This is a genomic window from Streptomyces gilvus (assembly GCF_022513565.1).
Classification (GTDB): Bacteria; Actinomycetota; Actinomycetes; order Streptomycetales; family Streptomycetaceae; genus Streptomyces; species Streptomyces gilvus.
This window is the reverse complement of the sequence record NZ_JAKWBE010000008.1, coordinates 155,760-177,841: the sequence shown is the minus strand read 5'-3', so window position 1 is coordinate 177,841 and position 22,082 is coordinate 155,760. Positions and strand designations below refer to the sequence as shown.

Annotated in this window: 21 protein-coding genes; 11 read left to right on the top strand and 10 right to left on the bottom strand. The window is 69.9% G+C overall.

Annotated elements, in window-relative coordinates; all coding sequences use genetic code 11:
- Positions 1–34: 34 nt before the first annotated feature.
- The 5 genes from pgl to tkt are packed head-to-tail and all read right to left on the bottom strand — an operon-like array spanning position 35 to position 6,726.
- The gene (gene pgl, locus MKW14_RS15240; RefSeq protein WP_240863085.1) at positions 35–817 is read right to left on the bottom strand and encodes a 6-phosphogluconolactonase; all 783 of its coding nucleotides are present in this window, start codon (positions 815–817) and stop codon (positions 35–37) included.
- Entirely contained in the window at positions 814–1,932 is a 1,119-nt protein-coding gene (opcA, locus tag MKW14_RS15235; RefSeq protein WP_240863084.1) for a glucose-6-phosphate dehydrogenase assembly protein OpcA, read from the bottom strand. Before opcA ends, pgl begins: the two co-directional genes overlap by 4 nt.
- Positions 1,929–3,467, bottom strand: a complete 1,539-nt coding sequence (zwf, locus tag MKW14_RS15230; RefSeq protein ID WP_240863083.1) for a glucose-6-phosphate dehydrogenase — start codon at positions 3,465–3,467, stop codon at positions 1,929–1,931. Before zwf ends, opcA begins: the two co-directional genes overlap by 4 nt.
- 4 nt (positions 3,468–3,471) lie before the next feature.
- Complete coding sequence (tal, locus tag MKW14_RS15225; protein WP_240863082.1) at positions 3,472–4,590, bottom strand: transaldolase; 1,119 nt, start codon at positions 4,588–4,590, stop codon at positions 3,472–3,474.
- 33 nt (positions 4,591–4,623) lie between these two features.
- Entirely contained in the window at positions 4,624–6,726 is a 2,103-nt protein-coding gene (gene tkt / locus MKW14_RS15220; protein ID WP_240863081.1) for a transketolase, read from the bottom strand.
- Positions 6,727–7,096: 370 nt separating this feature from the next.
- On the opposite strand from tkt, the gene MKW14_RS15215 reads away from it, so the two are divergent.
- The 3 genes from MKW14_RS15215 (at position 7,097) to MKW14_RS15205 (ending at position 9,637) form a co-directional block, all read left to right on the top strand.
- Positions 7,097–8,050 (top strand): heme o synthase, encoded by a 954-nt coding sequence (locus MKW14_RS15215; protein WP_240863080.1) that lies wholly within the window; start codon positions 7,097–7,099, stop codon positions 8,048–8,050.
- Between the two features lie 81 nt (positions 8,051–8,131).
- A complete protein-coding gene (locus MKW14_RS15210) occupies positions 8,132–8,452 on the top strand; it encodes a hypothetical protein (RefSeq protein ID WP_240863079.1) in 321 nt (106 codons plus the stop codon).
- 78 nt (positions 8,453–8,530) lie between these two features.
- Positions 8,531–9,637 carry an amidohydrolase family protein gene (locus MKW14_RS15205; RefSeq protein WP_240863078.1) on the top strand — a complete coding sequence of 369 codons (1,107 nt, stop codon included), beginning with the start codon at positions 8,531–8,533 and terminating at the stop codon, positions 9,635–9,637.
- A 22-nt stretch (positions 9,638–9,659) separates the two neighbouring features.
- On the opposite strand, the gene MKW14_RS15200 is transcribed toward MKW14_RS15205, so the two are convergent.
- Positions 9,660–11,222 (bottom strand): hypothetical protein, encoded by a 1,563-nt coding sequence (locus tag MKW14_RS15200; RefSeq protein WP_240863077.1) that lies wholly within the window; start codon positions 11,220–11,222, stop codon positions 9,660–9,662.
- Between the two features lie 177 nt (positions 11,223–11,399).
- On the opposite strand from MKW14_RS15200, the gene MKW14_RS15195 reads away from it, so the two are divergent.
- Both MKW14_RS15195 and MKW14_RS15190 read left to right on the top strand, forming a co-directional pair.
- A complete protein-coding gene (locus MKW14_RS15195; protein ID WP_240863076.1) occupies positions 11,400–11,963 on the top strand; it encodes a hypothetical protein in 564 nt (187 codons plus the stop codon).
- A gap of 69 nt (positions 11,964–12,032) precedes the next feature.
- Positions 12,033–12,608 (top strand): hypothetical protein, encoded by a 576-nt coding sequence (locus tag MKW14_RS15190; protein WP_240863075.1) that lies wholly within the window; start codon positions 12,033–12,035, stop codon positions 12,606–12,608.
- Here MKW14_RS15190 and MKW14_RS15185 read toward each other — a convergent pair.
- From MKW14_RS15185 to MKW14_RS15170, 4 genes are read right to left on the bottom strand one after another with little or no spacing between them, the layout of a single operon-like run.
- Positions 12,585–13,598, bottom strand: coding sequence for a COX15/CtaA family protein (locus MKW14_RS15185; RefSeq protein WP_240863074.1), 1,014 nt, complete (start codon positions 13,596–13,598; stop codon positions 12,585–12,587). The two genes, MKW14_RS15190 and MKW14_RS15185, sit on opposite strands and share 24 nt — an antisense overlap.
- A gap of 44 nt (positions 13,599–13,642) precedes the next feature.
- Positions 13,643–14,359 carry an ABC transporter permease gene (locus MKW14_RS15180; RefSeq protein WP_240863188.1) on the bottom strand — a complete coding sequence of 239 codons (717 nt, stop codon included), beginning with the start codon at positions 14,357–14,359 and terminating at the stop codon, positions 13,643–13,645.
- Between the two features lie 53 nt (positions 14,360–14,412).
- Positions 14,413–15,336, bottom strand: a complete 924-nt coding sequence (locus MKW14_RS15175) for an ABC transporter ATP-binding protein (protein WP_240863073.1) — start codon at positions 15,334–15,336, stop codon at positions 14,413–14,415.
- 10 nt (positions 15,337–15,346) lie between these two features.
- Positions 15,347–16,195: an AAC(3) family N-acetyltransferase gene (locus MKW14_RS15170; protein WP_240863072.1), complete on the bottom strand. Its 849-nt coding sequence runs from the start codon at positions 16,193–16,195 to the stop codon at positions 15,347–15,349.
- A gap of 161 nt (positions 16,196–16,356) precedes the next feature.
- On the opposite strand from MKW14_RS15170, the gene MKW14_RS15165 reads away from it, so the two are divergent.
- From MKW14_RS15165 to MKW14_RS15140, 6 genes are read left to right on the top strand one after another with little or no spacing between them, the layout of a single operon-like run.
- The gene (locus MKW14_RS15165) at positions 16,357–17,067 is read left to right on the top strand and encodes a helix-turn-helix transcriptional regulator (RefSeq protein WP_240863071.1); all 711 of its coding nucleotides are present in this window, start codon (positions 16,357–16,359) and stop codon (positions 17,065–17,067) included.
- On the top strand, positions 17,064–18,488 hold the full coding sequence (sufB, locus tag MKW14_RS15160) for a Fe-S cluster assembly protein SufB (protein WP_208782930.1): 1,425 nt from the start codon (positions 17,064–17,066) through the stop codon (positions 18,486–18,488). Before MKW14_RS15165 ends, sufB begins: the two co-directional genes overlap by 4 nt.
- Positions 18,489–18,546: 58 nt before the next feature.
- Positions 18,547–19,728: a Fe-S cluster assembly protein SufD gene (gene sufD, locus MKW14_RS15155; RefSeq protein ID WP_240863070.1), complete on the top strand. Its 1,182-nt coding sequence runs from the start codon at positions 18,547–18,549 to the stop codon at positions 19,726–19,728.
- Positions 19,728–20,045 carry a bifunctional 3-phenylpropionate/cinnamic acid dioxygenase ferredoxin subunit gene (locus tag MKW14_RS15150; RefSeq protein WP_240863069.1) on the top strand — a complete coding sequence of 106 codons (318 nt, stop codon included), beginning with the start codon at positions 19,728–19,730 and terminating at the stop codon, positions 20,043–20,045. The genes sufD and MKW14_RS15150 overlap by 1 nt, the downstream gene beginning before the upstream one ends.
- An 8-nt stretch (positions 20,046–20,053) precedes the next feature.
- Complete coding sequence (gene sufC / locus MKW14_RS15145) at positions 20,054–20,818, top strand: Fe-S cluster assembly ATPase SufC (protein WP_240863068.1); 765 nt, start codon at positions 20,054–20,056, stop codon at positions 20,816–20,818.
- Positions 20,815–22,071 (top strand): cysteine desulfurase, encoded by a 1,257-nt coding sequence (locus MKW14_RS15140; RefSeq protein ID WP_240863067.1) that lies wholly within the window; start codon positions 20,815–20,817, stop codon positions 22,069–22,071. The genes sufC and MKW14_RS15140 overlap by 4 nt, the downstream gene beginning before the upstream one ends.
- Positions 22,072–22,082 lie beyond the last annotated feature (11 nt).

Sequence of the window (22,082 nt, the reverse complement as noted above, 5' to 3'; positions counted from 1 at the left end):
CCCGACGGTAACCCCGGGAACCCCCACCGCACGCTCACGGCGAGGCCGGTGGGTACAGGGAGCGGGGCAGCTGGGAGGCCGCCGCCGCGTCCAGCAGCCACAGGGTGCGCTGGCGGCCCTGGGCGCCCGCCGCCGGGGCCTGGATCTCGCCCGCGCCGGAGAGGGCGATCGCCGCCGCCTCCGCCTTGTCCTCGCCCGCCGCCAGCAGCCACACCTCGCGGGCCGCGCGGATGGCGGGGAGGGTCAGGGTGACCCGGGTCGGCGGCGGCTTCGGGGAGCCGTGGACGCCGACCACCGTGCGCTCCGTCTCACGCACCGCGGGAAACTCCGGGAAGAGCGACGCCACATGGGTGTCCGGGCCCACGCCCAGCATCAGGACGTCGAAGGTGGGGACGGACCCATGGTTCTCGGGGCCGGCCGCACGCGCCAGTTCCTGCGCGTACCCTTCGGCCGCCGCCTCCACGTCCGCTCCGTAGGGACCGTCCGACGGGGGCATGGCGTGCACGCGCTTCGGTTCCAGCGGGACGGCGTCGAGCAGGGCCTCGCGGGCCTGGGTGACGTTGCGCTCCGGGTCGCCCTCGGGCAGGAAGCGCTCGTCTCCCCACCACAGGTCCAGCCGGGCCCAGTCGATCGCGTCCCGGGCGGGAGCCGCGGCCAGCGCCGCCAGCAGGCCGTTGCCGTTGCGGCCGCCCGTGAGGACCACGGACGCGAAGCCCCGGGAGGCCTGCGCGTCCACGATCTTCGTGATCAGACGGGCCGCCGCGGCCTGCGCCATCAGTTCCTTGTCGCGGTGCACGACCAGCTGAGGGGTGCTCACTTCGCCGCCGCCTTCCTGGACTCCTGCTTCACCGGTTCCCGCGCCGCCGCTTCCTGCGCGGGAGCTTTCGCAGCGTCCTCGACAGGCGTTTCGACGGCGACGGGCTCGTCACCGGAGGGCTGTCCTGTGGTGACCGGTTCTCCTTTGGCGACCGGATCTCCTGTGGGAGCCGGTTCCTGAAAGGAGGCGCCGTCGTTCAGCTTCTCGACGCCGAACCGCAGCGCCGAGGCGTACGTGTCGTCCGGGTCCAGCCGCCGCAGCTCCTCCGCGATCAGCTCGGCCGTCTCACGCCGCTTCAGCGCCACCGCACGATCCGGCTGGCCCTCGATGGAGAGGGTCGCCAGGGAACCGTCCGCGCGGTCCAGGGTGATCGGGCCGCAGTCCGTGTGCATCCGGACCGCCGTCAGACCGGGGCCCGAGGACAGCGACCGCTTCACCGGCACCTCAAGGCGGTCCGCCAGCCACATCGCCAGCAGTTCGCAGCTCGGGTTGAACTCCTCGCCCTCCACCTCGACGGCCTCCACCTGGCAGGTGACCTGGTCGAGAGCGGCCGCCAGCATCGAACGCCAGGGCGTGATACGGGTCCAGGAGAGGTCGGTGTCGCCGGGGGTGTAGGTGTCGGCGCGGGCCGTGAGCTCCCGTACCGGCTGCTCGGCGGCGTAGGTGTCCGTCACCCGGCGCTGGGCGAGGGCGCCCAGCGGGTCGTTCGCCGGGTCGAGCGGGGCGTTGACCGGCCACCAGACCACGACGGGCGCGTCCGGTAGCAGCAGCGGCAGGACGACCGACTGGGCGTGGTCCACGATCTCGCCGTACAGGCGCAGCACCACCGTCTCGCCCGTCCCCGCGTCCGCGCCCACCCGGACCTCCGCGTCCAGGCGGGACGACGTGCGGTCGCGGGGGGAGCGGGAGACTCGCCTGATGACGACGAGCGTGCGCGAGGGGTGCTCGCGCGAGGCGTCGTTCGCCGCCTTCAGAGCGTCGTACGCGTTCTCCTCGTCCGTCACGATGACCAGCGTGAGCACCATGCCGACGGCCGGCGTGCCGATGGCCCGCCGGCCCTGCACGAGCGCCTTGTTGATCTTGCTGGCCGTGGTGTCCGTGAGGTCTATCTTCATGGCCGGCGCCAGCTCCGTCCCTCTCGTGCGAGCATTTCGTCCGCCTCGACGGGTCCCCACGTACCGGACGGGTACTGCGCGGGCCTGCCGTTGGTGTCCCAGTACTGCTCGATCGGGTCGAGGATCTTCCAGGACAGCTCGACCTCCTCGGTGCGCGGGAAGAGGTTCGAGTCGCCCAGCAGGACGTCCAGGATCAGACGCTCGTACGCCTCGGGGGAGGACTCGGTGAAGGACTCGCCGTAGGCGAAGTCCATCGACACGTCCCGGATCTCCATCGACGTGCCGGGCACCTTGGAGCCGAAGCGGACCGTGACACCCTCGTCCGGCTGGACGCGGATGACGATCGCGTTCTTGCCCAGCTCCTCCGTCGCCGTGTGGTCGAAGGGCGAGTGCGGGGCCCGCTGGAAGACGACCGCGATCTCGGTGACCCGCCGGCCCAGCCGCTTGCCGGTGCGCAGGTAGAAGGGGACGCCCGCCCAGCGGCGGTTGTCCACCTCCAGCTTGATCGCCGCGTAGGTGTCGGTCTTGGAGTTGGCGTCGATGCCCTCCTCCTGGAGGTAGCCGACCGCCTTCTCACCGCCCTGCCAGCCCGCCGCGTACTGACCGCGCACGGTGTCCCGGCCCAGGTCCTTCGGCAGCCGGACGGCCCCGAGCACCTTGGTCTTCTCCGCGGCCAGCGCGTCCGCGTCGAAGGAGGCGGGCTCCTCCATGGCCGTCAGGGCCATGAGCTGGAGCAGGTGGTTCTGGATGACGTCACGGGCGGCGCCGATGCCGTCGTAGTAGCCGGCGCGGCCGCCGATGCCGATGTCCTCGGCCATCGTGATCTGCACGTGGTCCACGAAGGACCGGTTCCAGATCGGCTCGAACATCGTGTTGGCGAAGCGCAGCGCCAGGATGTTCTGGACGGTCTCCTTGCCCAGGTAGTGGTCGATGCGGAAGACCTGGTCCGGGGCGAAGACCTCGTGGACGACCTTGTTGAGCTCCTCGGCCGACCTCAGGTCGTGGCCGAAGGGCTTCTCGATGACCGCGCGGCGCCAGGAGCCGCCGGTCTGGTCCGCCAGCCCGTGCTTCTTCAGCTGCTGGATGACCACGGGGAAGGAGCGCGGCGGCACCGACAGGTAGAAGGCGAAGTTGCCGCCCGTGCCCTGGGCCTTGTCCAGCTCCTCGATGGTGCCGCGCAGCCGCTCGAAGGCGTCGTCGTCGTCGAAGGTGCCCTGGACGAAGCGCATCCCCTGGATGAGCTGCTGCCAGACCTCCTCACGGAACGGCGTGCGGGCGTGCTCCTTGACGGCGTCGTGGACCTCCTGGGCGAAGTCCTCGTTCTGCCATTCGCGGCGGGCGAAGCCCACCAGCGAGAAACCCGGCGGCAGCAGACCCCGGTTGGCGAGGTCGTACACGGCGGGCATCAGCTTCTTGCGGGAGAGGTCGCCGGTGACGCCGAAGATGACCAGGCCCGACGGCCCCGCGATACGCGGGAGCCGTCGGTCGGCGGGGTCACGAAGCGGGTTCGCTCCGGAACCGGAAAGAGGGGCCAAGGTCTCAGCCCTCCGCGGGGGCGAGGCGCTCCAGCTCCGCCTCGGTCGACTTGAGCAGGTCGTTCCAGGACGCCTCGAACTTCTCGACGCCCTCGTCCTCCAGCAGCTGCACCACCTCGTCGTACGAGATCCCGAGCTTCTCGACGGCGTCGAGGTCGGCGCGGGCCTGCTCGTACGTCCCGGCGATGGTGTTGCCGGTGATGGAGCCGCTCTCCTCGGTGGCGTGCAGGGTGGCCTCCGGCATGGTGTTCACCGTGTTCGGCGCCACCAGGTCGTCGACGTAGAGGGTCGGCTTGTACGCCGGGTCCTTCACGCCGGTGGAGGCCCACAGCGGACGCTGCTTGCGGGCGCCCGCGTTCTCCAGCCTGCTCCAGCGGTCGGAGGAGAAGACCTCCTCGTAGGCCTCGTACGCCAGACGCGCGTTGGCGACGGCGGCCTTGCCGCGCAGCGCCTTGGCCTCGTCGGTGCCCAGGGCGTCGAGCCGCTTGTCGACCTCGGTGTCCACGCGGGACACGAAGAAGGACGCCACGGAGTGGATCTTCGACAGGTCCAGGCCGCGCTCCTTGGCCTTCTCCAGACCCGCCAGGTAGGCGTCCATGACCTCGCGGTAGCGCTCCAGCGAGAAGATCAGCGTGACGTTGACGCTGATGCCGAGGCCGATGACCTCGGTGATCGCCGGGATGCCGGCCCGGGTGGCCGGGATCTTGATGAGGGTGTTGGGCCGGTCGACGAGCCAGGCGAGCTGCTTGGCCTCGGCGACGGTGGCCTTGGTGTCGTGGGCCAGACGCGGGTCGACCTCGATCGACACACGGCCGTCCTGGCCCTCGGTGGCGTCGAAGACCGGGCGCAGGATGTCGGCGGCGTCGCGGACGTCCGCCGTGGTGATCATGCGGATCGCCTCTTCGACGGTGACCTTGCGGGCGGCGAGGTCCGACAGCTGCTGGTCGTAGCCGTCGCCCTCGGAGATCGCCTTCTGGAAGATCGTCGGGTTGGTGGTGACGCCCACGACGTGCTGCTGGTCGATCAGCTCGGCGAGATTGCCGGACGTGATCCGCTTGCGCGACAGGTCGTCCAGCCAGATCGCGACGCCTTCCTCGGAGAGGCGCTTGAGTGCGTCTGTCATGGAATTACATCTCCTACGTGTCGTATACGGGCGTCAGCGCTGGGTGGCCGCGAGGGATTCCCGGGCCTTGGCGGCCACGTTCTCGGCAGTGAAGCCGAACTCGCGGAAGAGGACCTTGCCGTCCGCGGAAGCACCGAAGTGCTCCAGGGAAACGATGCGGCCGGCGTCCCCCACGTACTTGTGCCAGGTGAGTCCGATACCGGCCTCGACCGCGACCCGCGCCTTCACCTGCGGCGGCAGGACGCTGTCCCGGTACCCCTGGTCCTGCTCCTCGAACCACTCCACGGACGGCATGGACACGACCCGCGTCGGCACCCCGTCGGCCTGCAGCTGCTCGCGCGCCTCGACGGCGACGTGCACCTCGGAACCGGTGGCGATCAGGATGACCTGAGCGGCTGCGCTCTGCCCTTCGGGCCCTTCGGCCTCGAACAGGACGTAACCGCCCTTCGCCGCCTCGTCGTTGGGCTCGTACGTCGGCACGCCCTGACGGGTCAGCGCGAGGCCGTGCGGGGCGCCCTTGCCGTAGACCTTCGTGTAGCGGCGCAGGATCTCGCGCCAGGCGATGGCGGTCTCGTTGGCGTCGGCCGGGCGCACCACGTTCAGACCCGGGATGGCGCGCAGCGAGGCGAGGTGCTCGATCGGCTGGTGGGTGGGGCCGTCCTCGCCCAGGCCGATGGAGTCGTGCGTCCACACGTAGGTGACCGGCAGGTGCATCAGCGCCGACAGGCGTACGGCGTTGCGCATGTAGTCGGAGAAGACGAGGAACGTGCCGCCGTAGACACGGGTGTTGCCGTGCAGGGTGATGCCGTTCAGCTCCGCGGCCATGGAGTGCTCGCGGATGCCGAAGTGGATGGTGCGGCCGTACGGGTCCGCCTCCGGCAGCGGGTTGTCCGCCGGGAGGAAGGACGACGTCTTGTCGATCGTCGTGTTGTTGGAGCCGGCCAAATCGGCGGAGCCGCCCCACAGTTCGGGGATGACGGCGCCGAGCGCCTGCAGCACCTTGCCGGAGGCCGCGCGCGTGGCGACGCCCTTGCCCGGCTCGAAGACCGGGATCTTCTCCTCCCAGCCGGCGGGCAGCTCACCCTTGCTGACGCGGTCGAACTCGGCCGCGCGCTCGGGGTTGTCCTCCCGCCACTGCTGGAAGGACTTGTCCCACTCGGCCTTCGCCTCGCGGCCGCGGTCCAGCGCCTGACGGGTGTGCTTGAGGACCTCGTCGGAGACGTCGAAGCTCTTCTCGGGGTCGAAGCCGAGGACGCGCTTGGTGGCGGCCACCTCGTCGTCGCCGAGCGCCGAGCCGTGGGCGGCCTCGGTGTTCTGCGCGTTCGGGGCGGGCCAGGCGATGATCGAGCGCATCGCGATGAAGGACGGCTTGTCCGTCACCTTCTTCGCGGCCTCGATCGCGTTGTAGATCGCGTGCGGGTCGATGTCGCCGTCCGGCTTCGGCGCGACGCGCTGGACGTGCCAGCCGTAGGCCTCGTAGCGCTTGACGGTGTCCTCGGAGACAGCCGTCTCGGTGTCGCCCTCGATCGAGATGTGGTTGTCGTCCCACAGCAGGATCAGATTGCCGAGCTTCTGGTGGCCGGCCAGCGAGGAGGCCTCGGCGGAGATGCCTTCCTGCAGGCAGCCGTCACCGGCGATCGCGAAGATGAAGTGGTCGAACGGGGATTCGCCCTGCGCCGCCTCCGGGTCGAACAGGCCGCGCTCGTACCGGGCGGCCATGGCCATGCCCACGGCGTTGGCGACACCCTGGCCCAGCGGGCCGGTCGTCGTCTCGACGCCCTTGGTGTGGCCGTACTCCGGGTGGCCGGGGGTCTTCGAGCCCCAGGTGCGGAAGGCCTTCAGGTCGTCCAGCTCCAGGCCGAAGCCGGCCAGGTAGAGCTGGGTGTAGAGGGTCAGGGACGAGTGGCCGGCGGACAGCACGAAGCGGTCGCGGGCCACCCAGTCCGGGTCGGCCGGGTCATGCCGCATCACCTTCTGGAAGAGGGTGTAGGCGGCGGGTGCCAGACTCATGGCCGTACCCGGATGGCCGTTGCCGACCTTCTGTACGGCGTCGGCGGCCAGGACGCGGGCGGTGTCGACGGCCCGCTGGTCCAACTCGGTCCACTCGAGGTCTGTGGTGGTCGGCTTGGTGCTCACCCTGGGTCAGGGCTCCTCTCCACATGTTCGAACGCCGGTGCACTGGACGCCCACCGGCCGCTGTCGAGCCTACCCCCGGAACAAGCGCGTTTTTTCGAGTCATTCCAGACTGCCCGGCCCGCGGGGGATCCGCCTCCCGACTGCGGTGATGCGTGTTCGGCAAGTGAATACGCAGCCGCTCATCTGACTGCTCAATCGAGCCTGTGCACGACCGTCTGTACGACCTCGTGAACCACTGCCGGAGGGCGCCCGCCAACACGACCCCACCCCCGCGAAGGTCGGGGTATGGGCAACGTCTACAGTGGCGTGGTACGCGCGAGCCTTTACCGGGCACTCACACGGTCCGGCTCGCTGGGATGTCTCTGTAGGGGTGTGCGTGACGGCCGTCGAATCCCGTCCAGCGGGGGTAATCGGTGCGAGCGAGAGCCCGCGTCACCGGCCGTTCGGGGCCCGTGTCAAGGCGTTCGTGGCGCTGACCAAGCCACGGATCATCGAGCTCCTGCTCATCACCACCGTGCCGGTGATGTTCCTCGCCCAGCGGGGGGTGCCGGACCTGACGCTGGTCCTGCTCACCTGCGTCGGCGGCTACCTCTCGGCGGGCGGCGCGAACGCGCTCAACATGTACATCGACCGGGACATCGACGCGCTGATGGACCGCACCTCGCAGCGTCCGCTGGTCACCGGCATGGTGAGCCCGCGCGAGTGCCTCGCCTTCGGCATCTCCCTGGCGGTCGTCTCCACCCTGCTCTTCGGCCTCACCGTCAACTGGCTGAGCGCCTGGCTCTCCCTCGGCGCGCTCCTCTTCTACGTCGTCGTCTACACGATGATCCTCAAGCGCCGTACCGCGCAGAACATCGTGTGGGGCGGCATCGCGGGCTGCATGCCGGTGCTGATCGGCTGGTCGGCCGTGACCGACTCCCTGTCCTGGGCCCCGCTCATCCTCTTCCTGGTCATCTTCTTCTGGACGCCGCCGCACTACTGGCCGCTGTCGATGAAGGTCAAGGAGGACTACGCGCGCGTGGGCGTGCCGATGCTGCCGGTCATCGCCTCCAACAAGGTGGTCGCCCGGCAGATCGTGATCTACAGCTGGGTCATGGTCGCGGTCTCCCTGCTGCTCACCCCGCTCGGCTACACGGGCTGGTTCTACACCTCGGTCGCGCTGGTCGCGGGCGGCTGGTGGCTGTGGGAGGCGCACGCGCTGCAGAGCCGCGCGAAGGCGGAGGTGACGGGCGCGAAGCTCAAGGAGATGCGCCTGTTCCACTGGTCGATCACCTATGTGTCGCTGCTGTTCGTGGCGATCGCGGTGGACCCCTTCCTGCGCTAGGGCTGCGCCAGCCGCCGGTGAGGCGGGGGTCACGTGCCCCGGCCGTCGCCAGTCGATCTACCCATCGGTAGCATCCTGGCCATGGCAGACACGCAGCAGGTTGACGCGAAGGCGGAGCGCAAGGCGGCGAAGCTCGCCCAGCGGATCGAGGCCTTCTCCAAGGCGCACGGCGGTGCCGAGGGTCAGGTGGCCTACATCGGCGGACGCGGCGCCCGCATCGTCCTCGTCGGCGAGGACGGCGCCTGGGGCGACCTGGTCGCCCCCACCTACGAGATCGCCGGCAAGGCGGTCGAGCAGTCCGGCATCACGGTCCACGAGTCCTTCGACGGCGAGTTCGCGGCGAAGGTGCGCACCGGCGCCTACGAGTGGAAGCGCATGGCCGGCATCCAGCTGGGCGGCTGAGCGACGCCCCGCAGGCCGCGACCTCACACCCGGTTCACCCGTTAGGACGTGTAAGACCACGTCCCACGGGGAGTCCGGATGATCGAAACGCCGTCCCTGGTGGACCAGTACTGCCACGGCGTGCTGAGAACGGAGCTGGGTCTCGGGACCTTCGAGACCCAGCTGGCCCGGACCGAGGGCCCGCCCGCCCCGGGCACCACCCTCTTCGACACCCAGACCGGTTTCGCCGTACGACGCTGGTGTCCTCCCTTACTCGGTCTGGAACCGCACTGTCACCCCGCCCGTTATCTCGCCCGCCGCCGGGAGCTCGGCGTACTGGAGTCGGGCCGCAGGCTGCTGCGGGGCAGCGGCATCACGACGTACCTCGTCGACACGGGGCTCCCCGGCGACCTCACCGGACCGTCCGAGATGGCGTCCACGGGCGACGCCGACGCCCATGAGATCGTGCGGCTGGAGCTGCTCGCGGAGCAGGTCGCCGACACCTCCGGCACCGTCGAGTCCTTCCTCGCCAACCTCGCCGAGTCGGTGCACGGCGCCGCCGGCAACGCCGTCGCCTTCACCTCGGTCGCCGGCGTACGGCACGGTCTCGCGCTGGCGCCCGAGCCGCCCGGTCCCGGGGAGGTGCGGGGCGCGGCGGGGCGGTGGCTGGCGGGCCGCAGGGTGGGCGGTGAGCTGACCGACCCGGTCCTGCTGCGCCACCTCCTGTGGATCGCCGTGGCCTCCGGCCGCCCCCTCCAGCTCCACGCGGGCCTCGGCGAACCGGGCACCCGCATCGACCGCACGGACCCGGTGCTCCTCACGGACTTCGTGCGTGCGACGGCCGGCCTCGGCACGGATCTGGTCCTGCTGCACGGCTATCCCTACCACCGCCACGCCGCCCACCTGGCCGGCGTCTTCCCGCACGTCTACGCCGATTCCGGCGCCGCCCTCGTGCGCACCGGCGCGCGCTCCGCGAGCGTCCTCGCCGAGATCCTGGAGCTGGCACCCTTCGGCAAGATCCTCTTCTCCAGCGGCGCCCACGGCCTGCCGGAACTGCACGTCGTGGGCGCTCGCCTGTTCCGCGAGTCCCTCGCCCGGGTCCTCGGCGCCTGGGTCACCGAGGGCGCGTGGTCCCTCACGGACGCCCAGCGGGTGGCGGGGATGGTGGCCGCGGGGAACGCGCGGAGGGTGTACGGGCTGGACTGACCCCGTGCGCCGGGCCGGCGGCCTATCCGTCCTGCTGTTGCGGCTCGTCGTCCGGCTCCGTCCAGACCGGCTCCACCTCGGCCCAGCCCGGCCGCAGCGCGGGAAGAGGCGGCGGGCCGTCCGTGGGGGTCACCCTGACGTCGTTCCGGTAGATCACCCGGGACAGGTCGACGGCACTGTCGGCGCGGCAGAACTGGGTGTCGTACTCGCCGTATGTCGTCGCCCTGTGGGAGCGCGGCCCGGTGACGACGCAGTTGAAGCCGTCCCCGGGCTCGACGTACGGCGGTGTGTGCATCTCCGCGCCGACGGCGAGGCTGTTGGCCAGGACGACCGAGGCGCCGAACTCCTCGATGCAGCGCTGGGCGGCCTGGCGTTCCCACTGGGCCCTGGCGCGCATGATCGGCGCGGCGAACAGCGGGACGAGGATATGGGAGACCCCGAACGCCTGCAGCTTGGCCGCCCAGCGGACGGACTGCTTGACGTCCTCGCAGATGAACACCGCGATGCGCCCCAGGGTGCTCTCCAGCACGGTGATCTCCAGCCCCCGGGCGATGTCCTCGCGGGCGAGCCCCTGGTGCGGTTCGCCGGGCAGCCGCCAGTGTGCGGCGAGGTCGGCGGTCAGTGTGAAGCCGGCCATCTTGTCCTGCTCCAGGATCACCTGGCCGGTGCGGCAGTCCATCAGCACGGCCCGGTTGGGCGGCGGGACGTCGGCGCTGGGTTCCTCGTTCGTGTCGTCGATCGGCCCGGTGCCCAGCAGCACCCACTCCAGGGCGCTGTCCTCGGGCAGTTCCCTGAGCAGGTTGCTCCAGTGCCGCAGCAGGGGAGTGGACAGCGTGCTCTCCGGCAGGACGCCGATCCGGGCGTCGGACTCCCAGAGATTGCGGACCGCCTGGCGGACGCGCTCGGTGAGACGGGCCTCGGACGGTGTGATCCGGTATCGCCGGCCCGGGCCTTTGGGACGCCATTCGAACTCCAGATCGGAGTATTTTTCCAGCAGCGGAACGGAGCCGAGGGAAATCGGCTGCTCGGCGCTGAATGCCGGGTCGTTCCGGCTCGATATCCGGCCCAGGCGGATTCGCCGGCAGTCCTCCGGGGTGACCCGGTGCACGTTGAAGAAATCCGCTTTGTTCTCCCACTCCGCCATGACCTTGCCGGGGCGCGCGCACCGGGGCAGCAGCAGGCCGGTCGTCTCATGGGGGTTGTTCAGCCGGTTGTGGCGGATGTAGCGGACGCTCAGCCAGGACATGGCCGGCTCGTCGAAGCCGGGGCTGAACGGATTGGCCGCCGCCAGGGCCCAGTCGAGACCGACCAGGACGGCGAACATGCCCAGGTGGCCGTGGGTGTCGACCTCGCGGACGACGTCCCCCGCCAGTCGTCCGGTGACGCGGCCGCTGCCCAGGACCTGCTTGCACACATGGTCCGCGATTCCCAGGACGGTCGAATCCCGTAACCAGTCGATCGCCTCGTCGGCGCGGAAGCGCTCTTCCGGAAGCAGATCGTAAAGAATCACGAACAGGTCGGCCGGATCGGTCGATAATTCGACCCCGTTGATCGAATGCGAGGCGCGCGGCATTTCTTCGTCCATGGTTCGTCCCCCCGATGCGTGAGCGCGTAGCGAGAATATTAACGGCGGCTCGCGCATATGCGTCCTGAACGTTTCGACAAGTGCGCAAAAAATCATGACCGTCTCGCTTGACACTCACTTGACATCGCCGCATGGTGGAGGAGAACCCACAGCCGAGGAGTGGATCGGGGGACGACCATGAGCGAGCAGGAGAGCGCTCGGCGCGACAGGGCGACCGAGGTGCGCGATCTGATCGACGACATGCAGGTCGACTACGGCATGTCGGACGAGTGCTTCAGTTCGCTGGGCATGCTCATCACCGACGCGTCCCTGGCGGCGGACGAGCCCGCCCTGCGCACGGCCCACGACGGACTGCGGCGGTTGTACGGACAGCTCGTGCCGGAGGGCGACAACCCCAAGGTCGTCGAGCAGCGCGGCAGGCTGCTCGGACTGATCGACGTGACGTTCTGGGCGCTGCGCCGGCTGCCCTCGGGCCTTGGGCTGAAGCTCGATCCGCAGGGCCACGCGGCCCGCTTCCTGACCGAGATCGCCCGGGACCCCGGCCTGAGCAACGAACAGCTCGCCGAGCGGCTGGACGTGGACATCACCGAGGTCAGCCGGGTCGGCCGCAAACTGCTGGCGGCGGGTGTGGCGTGGAAGGACCGCCAGTGGCGGCACAACGTGTGGACGATCACCCCGCGCGGCGCCGTCTGTCTGGAGCAGGCGGGCCTCGTCGACGCGCAGGACTCCGGCAGGGACTAGGCGACGGCGGTGAGCGAGGGGGAGAGCGGAAGACAGCGGTCCGCGGGCGAGCCCGCGTCCGAGGAGGGCATGACCGCCGGCGTCCAGTTCGCGACGGGGTGGGACGTCCTCGTGCTGGTCGGTGTGCTGCTCGTGCTCACCGTGGCCCTCGCCACCGTACTGATCCAGGCCTGGCCGACCACCGCCGTGCCGGGCGGCGGCGCCGCGAAGGCCGAGCGGGTACGGATCCTGCTCTGGACGCCCCTACTGCTGCGCGACACCCTGCTCTTCCTGGTCGTCACGGCGGCCGGCGGCCTGGGCGCGCTCATCCACGTGCTGCGCTCGGTCTACGAGTACGTCGGCGACCGGAGACTCAGGCGCAGCTGGCTGCCGATGTACCTTCTGGAACCCTTCGTGGGGGCCGTGCTGGCGCTGGTCGTGTACTGCGTCCTGCGAGGCGGGCTGACGACCAGCATGGCCTCGTCCAGCGACATCAACCCCTATGGTGTCACCGCCGTGGCCGCGCTCGTCGGGATGTTCTCCCGGCAGACCGTCGACAAGCTGCACGCCGTCTTCAACACCCTGCTCACACCGCCCCGGGACAGCCCCGAGGAGGGGCTGACCCGCACCGAGGGCTCGCCCTCAGACCCCGGCCCCGACCGCTGACCCCGACTGCGCCGGCCCCGGGATCCCCAGATCCGCCCCGGGCCGCTCCCGCAGCGCCAGCAGCACGCGCAGGACCCAGATCCAGATCAGGCCGGAGCCGAGCATGTGCAGGCCGACCAGGAACTCGGGAAGGTGCGTGAAGTACTGGACGTAGCCGATGACGCCCTGGGCGAGCAGGACCAGGAACAGTTCACGGGTGCGGACCAGCGGGCCCCTCGGGGCGTCGACGGCCTTCAGGATGAACCACAGGGCGAAGGTCAGCGTCACCACGATCCAGGCGAGCACCGCGTGCATCTTGGCGACCGTCTCCCAGTCGATCGGGATCCGCTCGACCTCCTTGGAGTCACCCGCGTGCGGCCCGGCACCGGTCACGACCGTGCCCACCGCGATCAGCAGGGCGGACGCGGTGACCAGGAACCACACCAGCTGCTGCACCGGCTTGCCGACCAGCGGGCGCGGGGCGCCGTCGCCCTCGCGGGTGCGCTGCCACATCACCGTGGCGACCGCGATCAGGCCGGAGGACAGCAGGAAGTGCGCCGCGACCGTGTACGGGTTGAGGCCCACCAGCACCACGATGCCGCCGAGGACCGCGTTGCTCATCACGATCCAGAACTGGGCCCAGCCGAGCCGGGTCAGAGAACGCCGGTACGGCTTCTCGGAGCGCGCCGCGATGATCGCCCAGCCGACGGCGGCGCACAGCACGTACGTCAGCATGCGGTTGCTGAACTCGATCACGCCGTGCACGCCCATGGCGCTGGTCGTGGTGAGCGAGTCGGCGGTGCACGTGGGCCAGGTCGGGCAGCCGAGCCCGGACCCGGTCAGCCGCACCGCACCGCCGGTGACCACGATGACCACCGACATGACGAGCGCGGAGAGGGCCGCCCGCTGAACCGTCCGGGGGGCCGGGGTCCAGCGTGCGGCGATGAAGGCGAGCGGGTTGCGCACGGCCGCGAGGGCGTCGGCGCGGGTCACGTTTGGCACGCGCCCCATCGTAGGCCGCCGCTTGTGCACGCTTTCACGAGGGTCCATGCCGCCTACTCCCAGCGGAAGAACTTCCCGGCGACCGCCAGCCCCAGGACCGCCCACACGGCCAGGATCCCCAGGTCGCCCCAGGGCATGCCGGCGCCGTGCTGCAGGACGTCCCGCAGCCCGTCGGACAGGGCCGAGATCGGCAGCAGGCCCAGGACGTCCTGGGCGCCCTGCGGGAACTTGTCCAGCGGGACGATGACGCCGCCGCCGACGAGCAGCAGCAGGAAGACCAGGTTGGCCGCGGCCAGGGTCGCCTCCGCCTTCAGGGTGCCCGCCATCAGCAGACCCAGACCCGAGAAGGCCGCCGTGCCGAGGACCAGCAGGAGCAGGACGGCCAGGGGGTTGCCGTGCGGGTTCCAGCCGAGCGCGAAGGCGATCACCGTCAGCAGGACGACCTGCAGTATCTCGGTGACCAGGACCGACGCCGTCTTCGCCGTCATCAGGCCCCAGCGGGGCAGCGGCGAGGAGGCGAGCCGCTTGAGGACGCCGTAGCGGCGTTCGAAGCCGGTGGCGATCGCCTGTCCCGTGAAGGCGGTCGACATCACCGCGAGGGCCAGGATGCCGGGGGTGAGGAAGTCGACCGCGTTGCCCGCGCCCGTGTCGACGATGTCCACCGAGCTGAACAGCAAGAGCAGGAGGGTCGGGATCACGACGGTGAGCAGGAGCTGCTCGCCGTTGCGCAGCAGCATCTTCGTCTCGAGCGCCGCCTGGGCCGCGATCATGCGGGGCAGGGGGGCCGCACCGGGCCTCGGGGCGTACGTACCGGTCGCCGTGGTCACGAGCGCAGCTCCTTGCCGGTCAGTTCCAGGAAGACGTCTTCGAGGGTGTGGCGCTCCACCGAGATCTTGTCCGGCATCACACCGTGCTGGGCGCACCAGGACGCCACCGTCGCGAGCAGCTGGGGGTCGACCTTGCCGACGACCCGGTACGAGCCCGGCGTCAGTTCGGCGGCGCTGCAGTCCGCGGGGAGCGCCTTCAGCAGGGAACCCACGTCGAGACCGGGGCGGCCGACGAAGCGCAGCGTGTTCTCGGCGCCGCCCCGGCACAGGTCCTCGGGCGAGCCGTGGGCGATGACCCGGCCCGCGTCGATGATCGCGACGTCGTCGGCGAGCTGCTCGGCCTCCTCCATGTAGTGCGTGGTGAGGATGACGGAGACGCCGTCGGCGCGCAGATCGCGGACCAGGTCCCAGGTGGCGTGCCGGGCCTGCGGGTCCAGGCCGGCGGTCGGCTCGTCCAGGAAGACCAGCTCAGGGCGGCCGACGACCGCCATCGCGAGGGCCAGGCGCTGCTGCTGGCCGCCGGACAGGCGGCGGTAGCTCGTACGGCCGCAGCTGCCGAGGCCCAGGCGCTCGATCAGCGCGTCCACGTCCAGCGGATGGGCGTGCAGCTTCGCCACGTGCCGCAGCATCTCGTCCGCCCGCGCGCCCGAGTAGACGCCGCCGGACTGGAGCATCACGCCGATGCGGGGGTGCAGCTCGCGCGCCTGCCGTACCGGGTCGAGGCCGAGCACGCGGACCGTGCCGGAGTCCGGTCTGCGGTAGCCCTCGCAGGTCTCCACGGTGGTGGTCTTGCCCGCGCCGTTCGGGCCGAGTACGGCGGTCACGCCCGCCCTGGCCACCAGGTCGAGGCCGTCGACGGCGGTTTTGGTGCCGTACCGCTTCACCAGGGCCTGAACCTGGACCACGGGCTCACTTCGCATGGGCCCGAGTCTAGGTACGCGGTCCGCGGCCCCGACGGGCGGGTGCGGGATCTCCACCCGGTGACACCTCGTCCTCCCGGGACCGGTGCAGCGCCAGCCACCGCTTTGCGTAGGCCACCGCGTCCGCCACGGGGAACAGCCGCACGTCGGCGGCGCCCACCGTGCCCCGGACGACGGGACGGTCCCGCTCGAAGTCGTGTCCCAGTTCGTCGAAGCGGTCAGAGGTGATCGACACCTCGGTCACCGTCTCCCAGCCGTCCGCGCCCGGCCGGCCGACCCCGACGAGCGGGGACGGTATCCGGTATTCGGCGAGATGGAAGCAGGTGCAGGTGGCGTAGCCGGCGCCGAGGAGCAGTACGCGTGCGTGCAGCTTCTCCAGGCGGGCCAGCGGGCTGCGCTCACCGAGCCGGCAGTCGGGCGCGTGGCCGTCGAGTATCTCCGCCGCGCGCGGACCGAGGGCCGCGAAGGACGTCTGCGGGTGCGCGCTGCGCAGGGCGCCCGGCCAGGTGCGCAGCGTCTCCGGGATCACGCCCACCCCGCGCGAGGGCGTGATCCGCGGGTCGTACGCCGGCATGGTCGCCCGGATCCGCTCCCACCACTCCTCGGGCACGGGCGGCCTCTCCCACAGGGCCGGGTCCGAGAGGTCGGCTGTCTGGGTCGGGACGACGACCGTGCCGTCCGGGCCCACCGCGTCGAGCAGACCCTGGACGACCGCCACGGCGCCCCCGCAGACCCAGCCGAGGCTGCTGAGCGAGGAGTGCACGAGGAGGGTCTCGCCGGGTTCGACGCCGAGTGCGCGCAGCTGTGCGGTGACTGTGTCCTGAGTGACAAGCGGGCCGGTCGGAAGGGGTGTCGGCATGGTGGGGGAGTCTGCTCGACCCGGAACGCGAACGCCACCGATTTGATCGATCAAAGATCGTTTCCGCAGGTCATCTTAGGTGAACCTAAGTGACGCAGGGCACCGCCCGTCGGGGCGGAGGTGGGTTGCCCGGCCCTGAGGAATTACGCAACAATGGTGTTGTGAAATACGTCGGCGAGGCTCAGGAGGAACTCGCGACCGGTGAGCGCTCCACGCGCAACCGGGTCGCGCGGTCCATCCTGGACCACGGCCCGTCGACCGTCGCGGAGCTGGCCGGCCGGCTGGGCCTGACCCAGGCCGCCGTCCGCAGGCATCTGGACGCACTGGTCGCCGACGACGTCGTGGAGGCCCGCGAGCAGCGGGTGTACGGCACGCGCACGCGTGGGCGCCCCGCCAAGGTCTTCGCGCTCACCGACTGCGGCCGCGACGCCTTCGACCAGTCGTACGACAAGCTCGCCGCTGACGCCCTGCGCTGGATCCAGGAGCGCTTCGGCGGGGACGAGGCGGTCGTCGCCTTCGCACGCGCGAGGATCGCCGAGCAGGCCGACGCCTACCGCAGGGCGATCGAGGCCGCCGCCCCCGAGGAGCGCACGGAAGCCCTGGCCAAGGCGCTGAGCGTGGACGGGTACGCTGCTACGGCGCGCAGCGCACCGGTCGGCGAGCAGCTCTGCCAGCACCACTGCCCCGTCGCCCATGTCGCGGAAAAGTTCCCCCAGCTCTGCGAGGCGGAGACCGAGATCTTCTCCCAGCTGTTGGGAACCCATGTCCAGAGACTGGCGACCATCGCGCACGGTGACGGCGTCTGCACGACGTTCATCCCCAAGATTTCCCACAACGCATCTGCAAGCACGGCCGGGAGGAACCCCGCATGACTCTCCCCATCGAGGAGACCGCCCACCCTGAGCTCGAAGGTCTGGGCAAGTACGAGTACGGCTGGGCGGACTCCGACGAGGCCGGCGCCTCTGCCAAGCGCGGTCTGAGCGAGGAGGTCGTCCGCGACATCTCCGCGAAGAAGAACGAGCCGGAGTGGATGACCAAGCTCCGCCTCAAGGGCCTGCGCCTGTTCGACAAGAAGCCCATGCCGAACTGGGGCTCGGACCTGTCGGGCATCGACTTCGACAACATCAAGTACTTCGTGCGCTCCACGGAGAAGCAGGCGGAGTCCTGGGAGGACCTGCCCGAGGACATCAAGAACACCTACGACAAGCTCGGCATCCCGGAGGCGGAGAAGCAGCGCCTCGTCGCCGGTGTCGCGGCCCAGTACGAGTCCGAGGTCGTCTACCACCAGATCCGTGAGGACCTGGAGGAGCAGGGCGTCATCTTCCTGGACACCGACACCGCGCTGAAGGAGCACCCGGAGCTCTTCAAGGAGTACTTCGGGACGGTCATCCCGGTCGGCGACAACAAGTTCGCGTCGCTGAACACCGCGGTGTGGTCGGGCGGCTCCTTCATCTACGTCCCGCCGGGCGTCCACGTGGAGATCCCGCTCCAGGCCTACTTCCGCATCAACACGGAGAACATGGGCCAGTTCGAGCGGACCCTGATCATCGTCGACGAGGGCGCCTACGTGCACTACGTCGAGGGCTGTACGGCGCCGATCTACAAGTCGGACTCGCTGCACTCGGCGGTCGTCGAGATCATCGTCAAGAAGAACGCCCGCTGCCGCTACACGACCATCCAGAACTGGTCGAACAACGTCTACAACCTGGTCACCAAGCGCGCCGTCGCCTACGAGGGCGCCACCATGGAATGGATCGACGGCAACATCGGCTCCAAGGTGACGATGAAGTACCCGGCCGTCTACCTGATGGGCGAGCACGCCAAGGGTGAGACCCTCTCCATCGCCTTCGCGGGCGAGGGCCAGCACCAGGACGCCGGTTCCAAGATGGTCCACATGGCGCCGAACACCTCCTCCAACATCGTCTCCAAGTCGGTGGCGCGCGGCGGTGGCCGCACCTCCTACCGCGGTCTCGTCGAGATCGGCGAGGGCGCCCACGGCTCCAAGTCGAACGTGCTGTGCGACGCGCTGCTCGTCGACACCATCTCCCGCTCCGACACGTACCCCTACGTCGACGTCCGCGAGGACGACGTGTCCATGGGCCACGAGGCGACCGTCTCCAAGGTCTCCGAGGACCAGCTCTTCTACCTGATGAGCCGCGGTCTGTCCGAGTTCGAGGCGATGGCGATGATCGTGCGCGGCTTCGTCGAGCCCATCGCCAAGGAGCTGCCCATGGAGTACGCCCTCGAGCTCAACCGGCTGATCGAGCTCCAGATGGAAGGCGCGGTCGGCTAAGCACCGACCGCCGTCCCCATCACGTCACTTACGCAGGAAAGAGAGCAGACCGACAGCCATGGCTGAGGCCCAAAATATCCCGGTGGGTTCCACCACCGCCGGCTCGATCGCGGTCGCCGCCGAGTCGACCGTCGCCACGCGCATGAGCGCGCCCCCGTCCTTCGACGTGCGGGACTTCCCCGTCCCGCACGGCCGTGAGGAGGAGTGGCGTTTCACCCCGCTGGAGCGCCTGCGCGGCCTGCACGACGGCACCGCCGTCGCGACCGGCGAGGGCGTCACGGTCGAGGTGGAGGCCCCCGAGGGCGTCACCGTCGAGACCGTCGGCCGTGACGACGCCCGGATCGGCAAGGCCGGCACCCCGGTGGACCGCGTCGCCGCCCAGGCGTACTCCGCGTTCGAGAAGGCCGGCGTGGTCACCGTCCCCAAGGAGACGGTCCTCACCGAGCCCATCCGGATCGCCGTGCACGGCGAGGGCGGAGTCCGCTTCGGCCACCAGGTGATCGAGCTGGGCGCCTTCGCCGAGGCCGTCGTCGTCATCGACCACACCGGTGACGCCGTGCTCGCCGCCAACGTCGACTACATCCTGGGCGACGGCGCCAAGCTGACCGTCGTCTCCGTCCAGGACTGGGACGACGAGGCCGTGCACGTCGCCCAGCACAACGCCCTCATCGGCCGGGACGCGTCCTTCAAGTCCGTGGTCGTCACCTTCGGCGGCGACCTCGTACGACTGCACCCGCGCGTCTCCTACGCCGGCACCGGCGGTGAGGCCGAGCTGTTCGGGCTGTACTTCACGGACGCCGGCCAGCACCAGGAGCACCGCCTCCTGGTGGACCACAACGCCCCGCACTGCAAGTCCAACGTCGTCTACAAGGGCGCGCTGCAGGGCGACGACGCGCACGCCGTGTGGATCGGCGACGTCCTCATCGAGGCCAAGGCCGAGGGCACCGACACCTACGAGATGAACCGGAACCTGGTGCTGACCGACGGCGCCCGGGTCGACTCCGTGCCGAACCTGGAGATCGAGACCGGCGAGATCGTCGGCGCCGGACACGCCTCCGCCACCGGCCGCTTCGACGACGAGCAGCTCTTCTACCTGATGGCCCGCGGCATCCCGGCCGACGAGGCCCGCCGTCTCGTGGTCCGCGGCTTCTTCGCCGAGCTGGTCCAGCAGATCGGCGTCGAGGACATCGAGACGCGGCTGCTGGAGAAGATCGAGGCCGAGCTGGAGGCCACCGTCTGATGGCCTACCTACGTGCCTGCGCGCTGAGCGAGCTGGAGGAGGACACCCCGAAGCGGGTGGAACTCGACGGCACGCCGGTCTCCGTCGTGCACACCGCGGGCGAGGTCTTCGCGATCCACGACATCTGCTCGCACGCGAACGTCTCGCTGTCCGAGGGCGAGGTGGAGGACTGCCAGATCGAGTGCTGGCTGCACGGCTCCAGCTTCGACCTGCGCACCGGCAAGCCGTCCGGCCTCCCCGCCACGCGCCCCGTCCCCGTATACCCCGTAAAGATCGAAGGGGACGACGTGCTCGTCTCCCTCAACCAGGAGTCCTGAGGCAATCCATGGCAACGCTTGAAATCCGAGACCTGCGCGTCACCGTCGAGGCCGACAACGCCACGAAGGAGATCCTCAAGGGCGTCGACCTGACCGTGAAGCAGGGCGAGACGCACGCCATCATGGGCCCCAACGGCTCCGGCAAGTCGACCCTCGCCTACTCCCTCGCGGGCCACCCCAAGTACACGATCACCGGCGGCACCGTCACCCTCGACGGCGAGGACGTCCTGGAGATGTCCGTCGACGAGCGCGCCCGCGCCGGCCTGTTCCTGGCGATGCAGTACCCGGTCGAGGTCCCCGGTGTGTCCGTGTCGAACTTCCTGCGGACCTCCGCCACCGCCATCCGCGGCGAGGCCCCCAAGCTGCGCACCTGGGTGAAGGAGGTCAAGGAGGCCATGGAGCGCCTCAACATGGACCCCTCCTTCGCCGAACGCAACGTCAACGAGGGCTTCTCCGGCGGTGAGAAGAAGCGCCACGAGATCCTCCAGCTCGAACTGCTCAAGCCGAAGGTCGCGATCCTCGACGAGACCGACTCCGGACTCGACGTCGACGCGCTGCGGATCGTCTCCGAGGGCGTCAACCGCGTCCGTGAGACCGGCGAGGTCGGCACCCTGCTGATCACGCACTACACGCGCATCCTGCGCTACATCAAGCCCGACCACGTGCACGTGTTCGCCGGCGGCAAGATCGTGGAGTCCGGCGGCGCCGAACTCGCCGACAAGCTGGAGAACGAGGGCTACGAGGCCTACACGAAGGGTGGCGCATCCGAGTGACACAGTTGCCGGGCCTCCTCGACACCGAGGCGATCCGCAAGGACTTCCCGATCCTGGACCGGCTGGTCCACGACGACCGGAAGCTCGTGTACCTGGACAACGCGGCGACCTCGCAGAAGCCGCGCCAGGTGCTGGACGCCCTCGCCGAGTACTACGAGCGCTACAACGCCAACGTCCACCGCGGTGTGCATGTGCTCGCCGAGGAGGCCACGGCGCTGTACGAGGGCGCACGCGACAAGGTCGCCTCCTTCATCAACGCGCCCTCGCGGGACGAGGTGATCTTCACCAAGAACGCCTCCGAGTCGCTCAACCTCGTGGCCAACATGCTCGGCTGGGCCGACGAGCCCTACCGGGTGGACTCCGAGACCGAGATCGTCATCACGGAGATGGAGCACCACTCCAACATCGTGCCGTGGCAGCTGCTGGCGCAGCGCACGGGCGCGAAGCTGAAGTGGTTCGGTCTGACCGACGACGGCCGGCTCGACCTGTCCGACATCGACGAGATCATCACCGAGAAGACGAAGATCGTCTCCTTCGTGCTGGTCTCCAACATCCTGGGCACGGTCAACCCGGTCGAGACGATCATCCGGCGTGCCCAGGAGGTCGGCGCCCTCGTCTGCATCGACGCCTCCCAGGCCGCCCCGCACATGCCGATGGACGTGCAGGCCCTGCAGGCCGACTTCGTGGCCTTCACCGGTCACAAGATGTGCGGCCCGACCGGCATAGGCGTCCTCTGGGGCCGCCAGGAGCTGCTGGAGGACCTGCCTCCGTTCCTCGGCGGCGGCGAGATGATCGAGACGGTGTCGATGCACTCGTCGACCTACGCCCCCGCTCCGCACAAGTTCGAGGCGGGCACCCCGCCGATCGCGCAGGCGGTCGGTCTCGGCGCGGCGATCGACTACCTGAACGCCATCGGCATGGACAAGATCCTCGCCCATGAACACGCGCTGACCGAGTACGCGGTCAAGCGTCTGACAGAGGTCCCCGACCTCAGGATCATCGGCCCGACCACGGCCGAGGAGCGCGGCGCGGCGATCTCCTTCACGCTCGGCGACATCCACCCGCACGACGTGGGCCAGGTCCTCGACGAGCAGGGCATCGCGGTCCGGGTCGGCCACCACTGCGCGCGGCCCGTCTGCCTGCGGTACGGAATTCCCGCGACCACGCGAGCGTCGTTCTATCTGTACTCCACGCCGGCCGAGATCGACGCCCTGGTCGACGGGCTGGAACACGTACGGAACTTCTTCGGCTGATGGGACGAGCA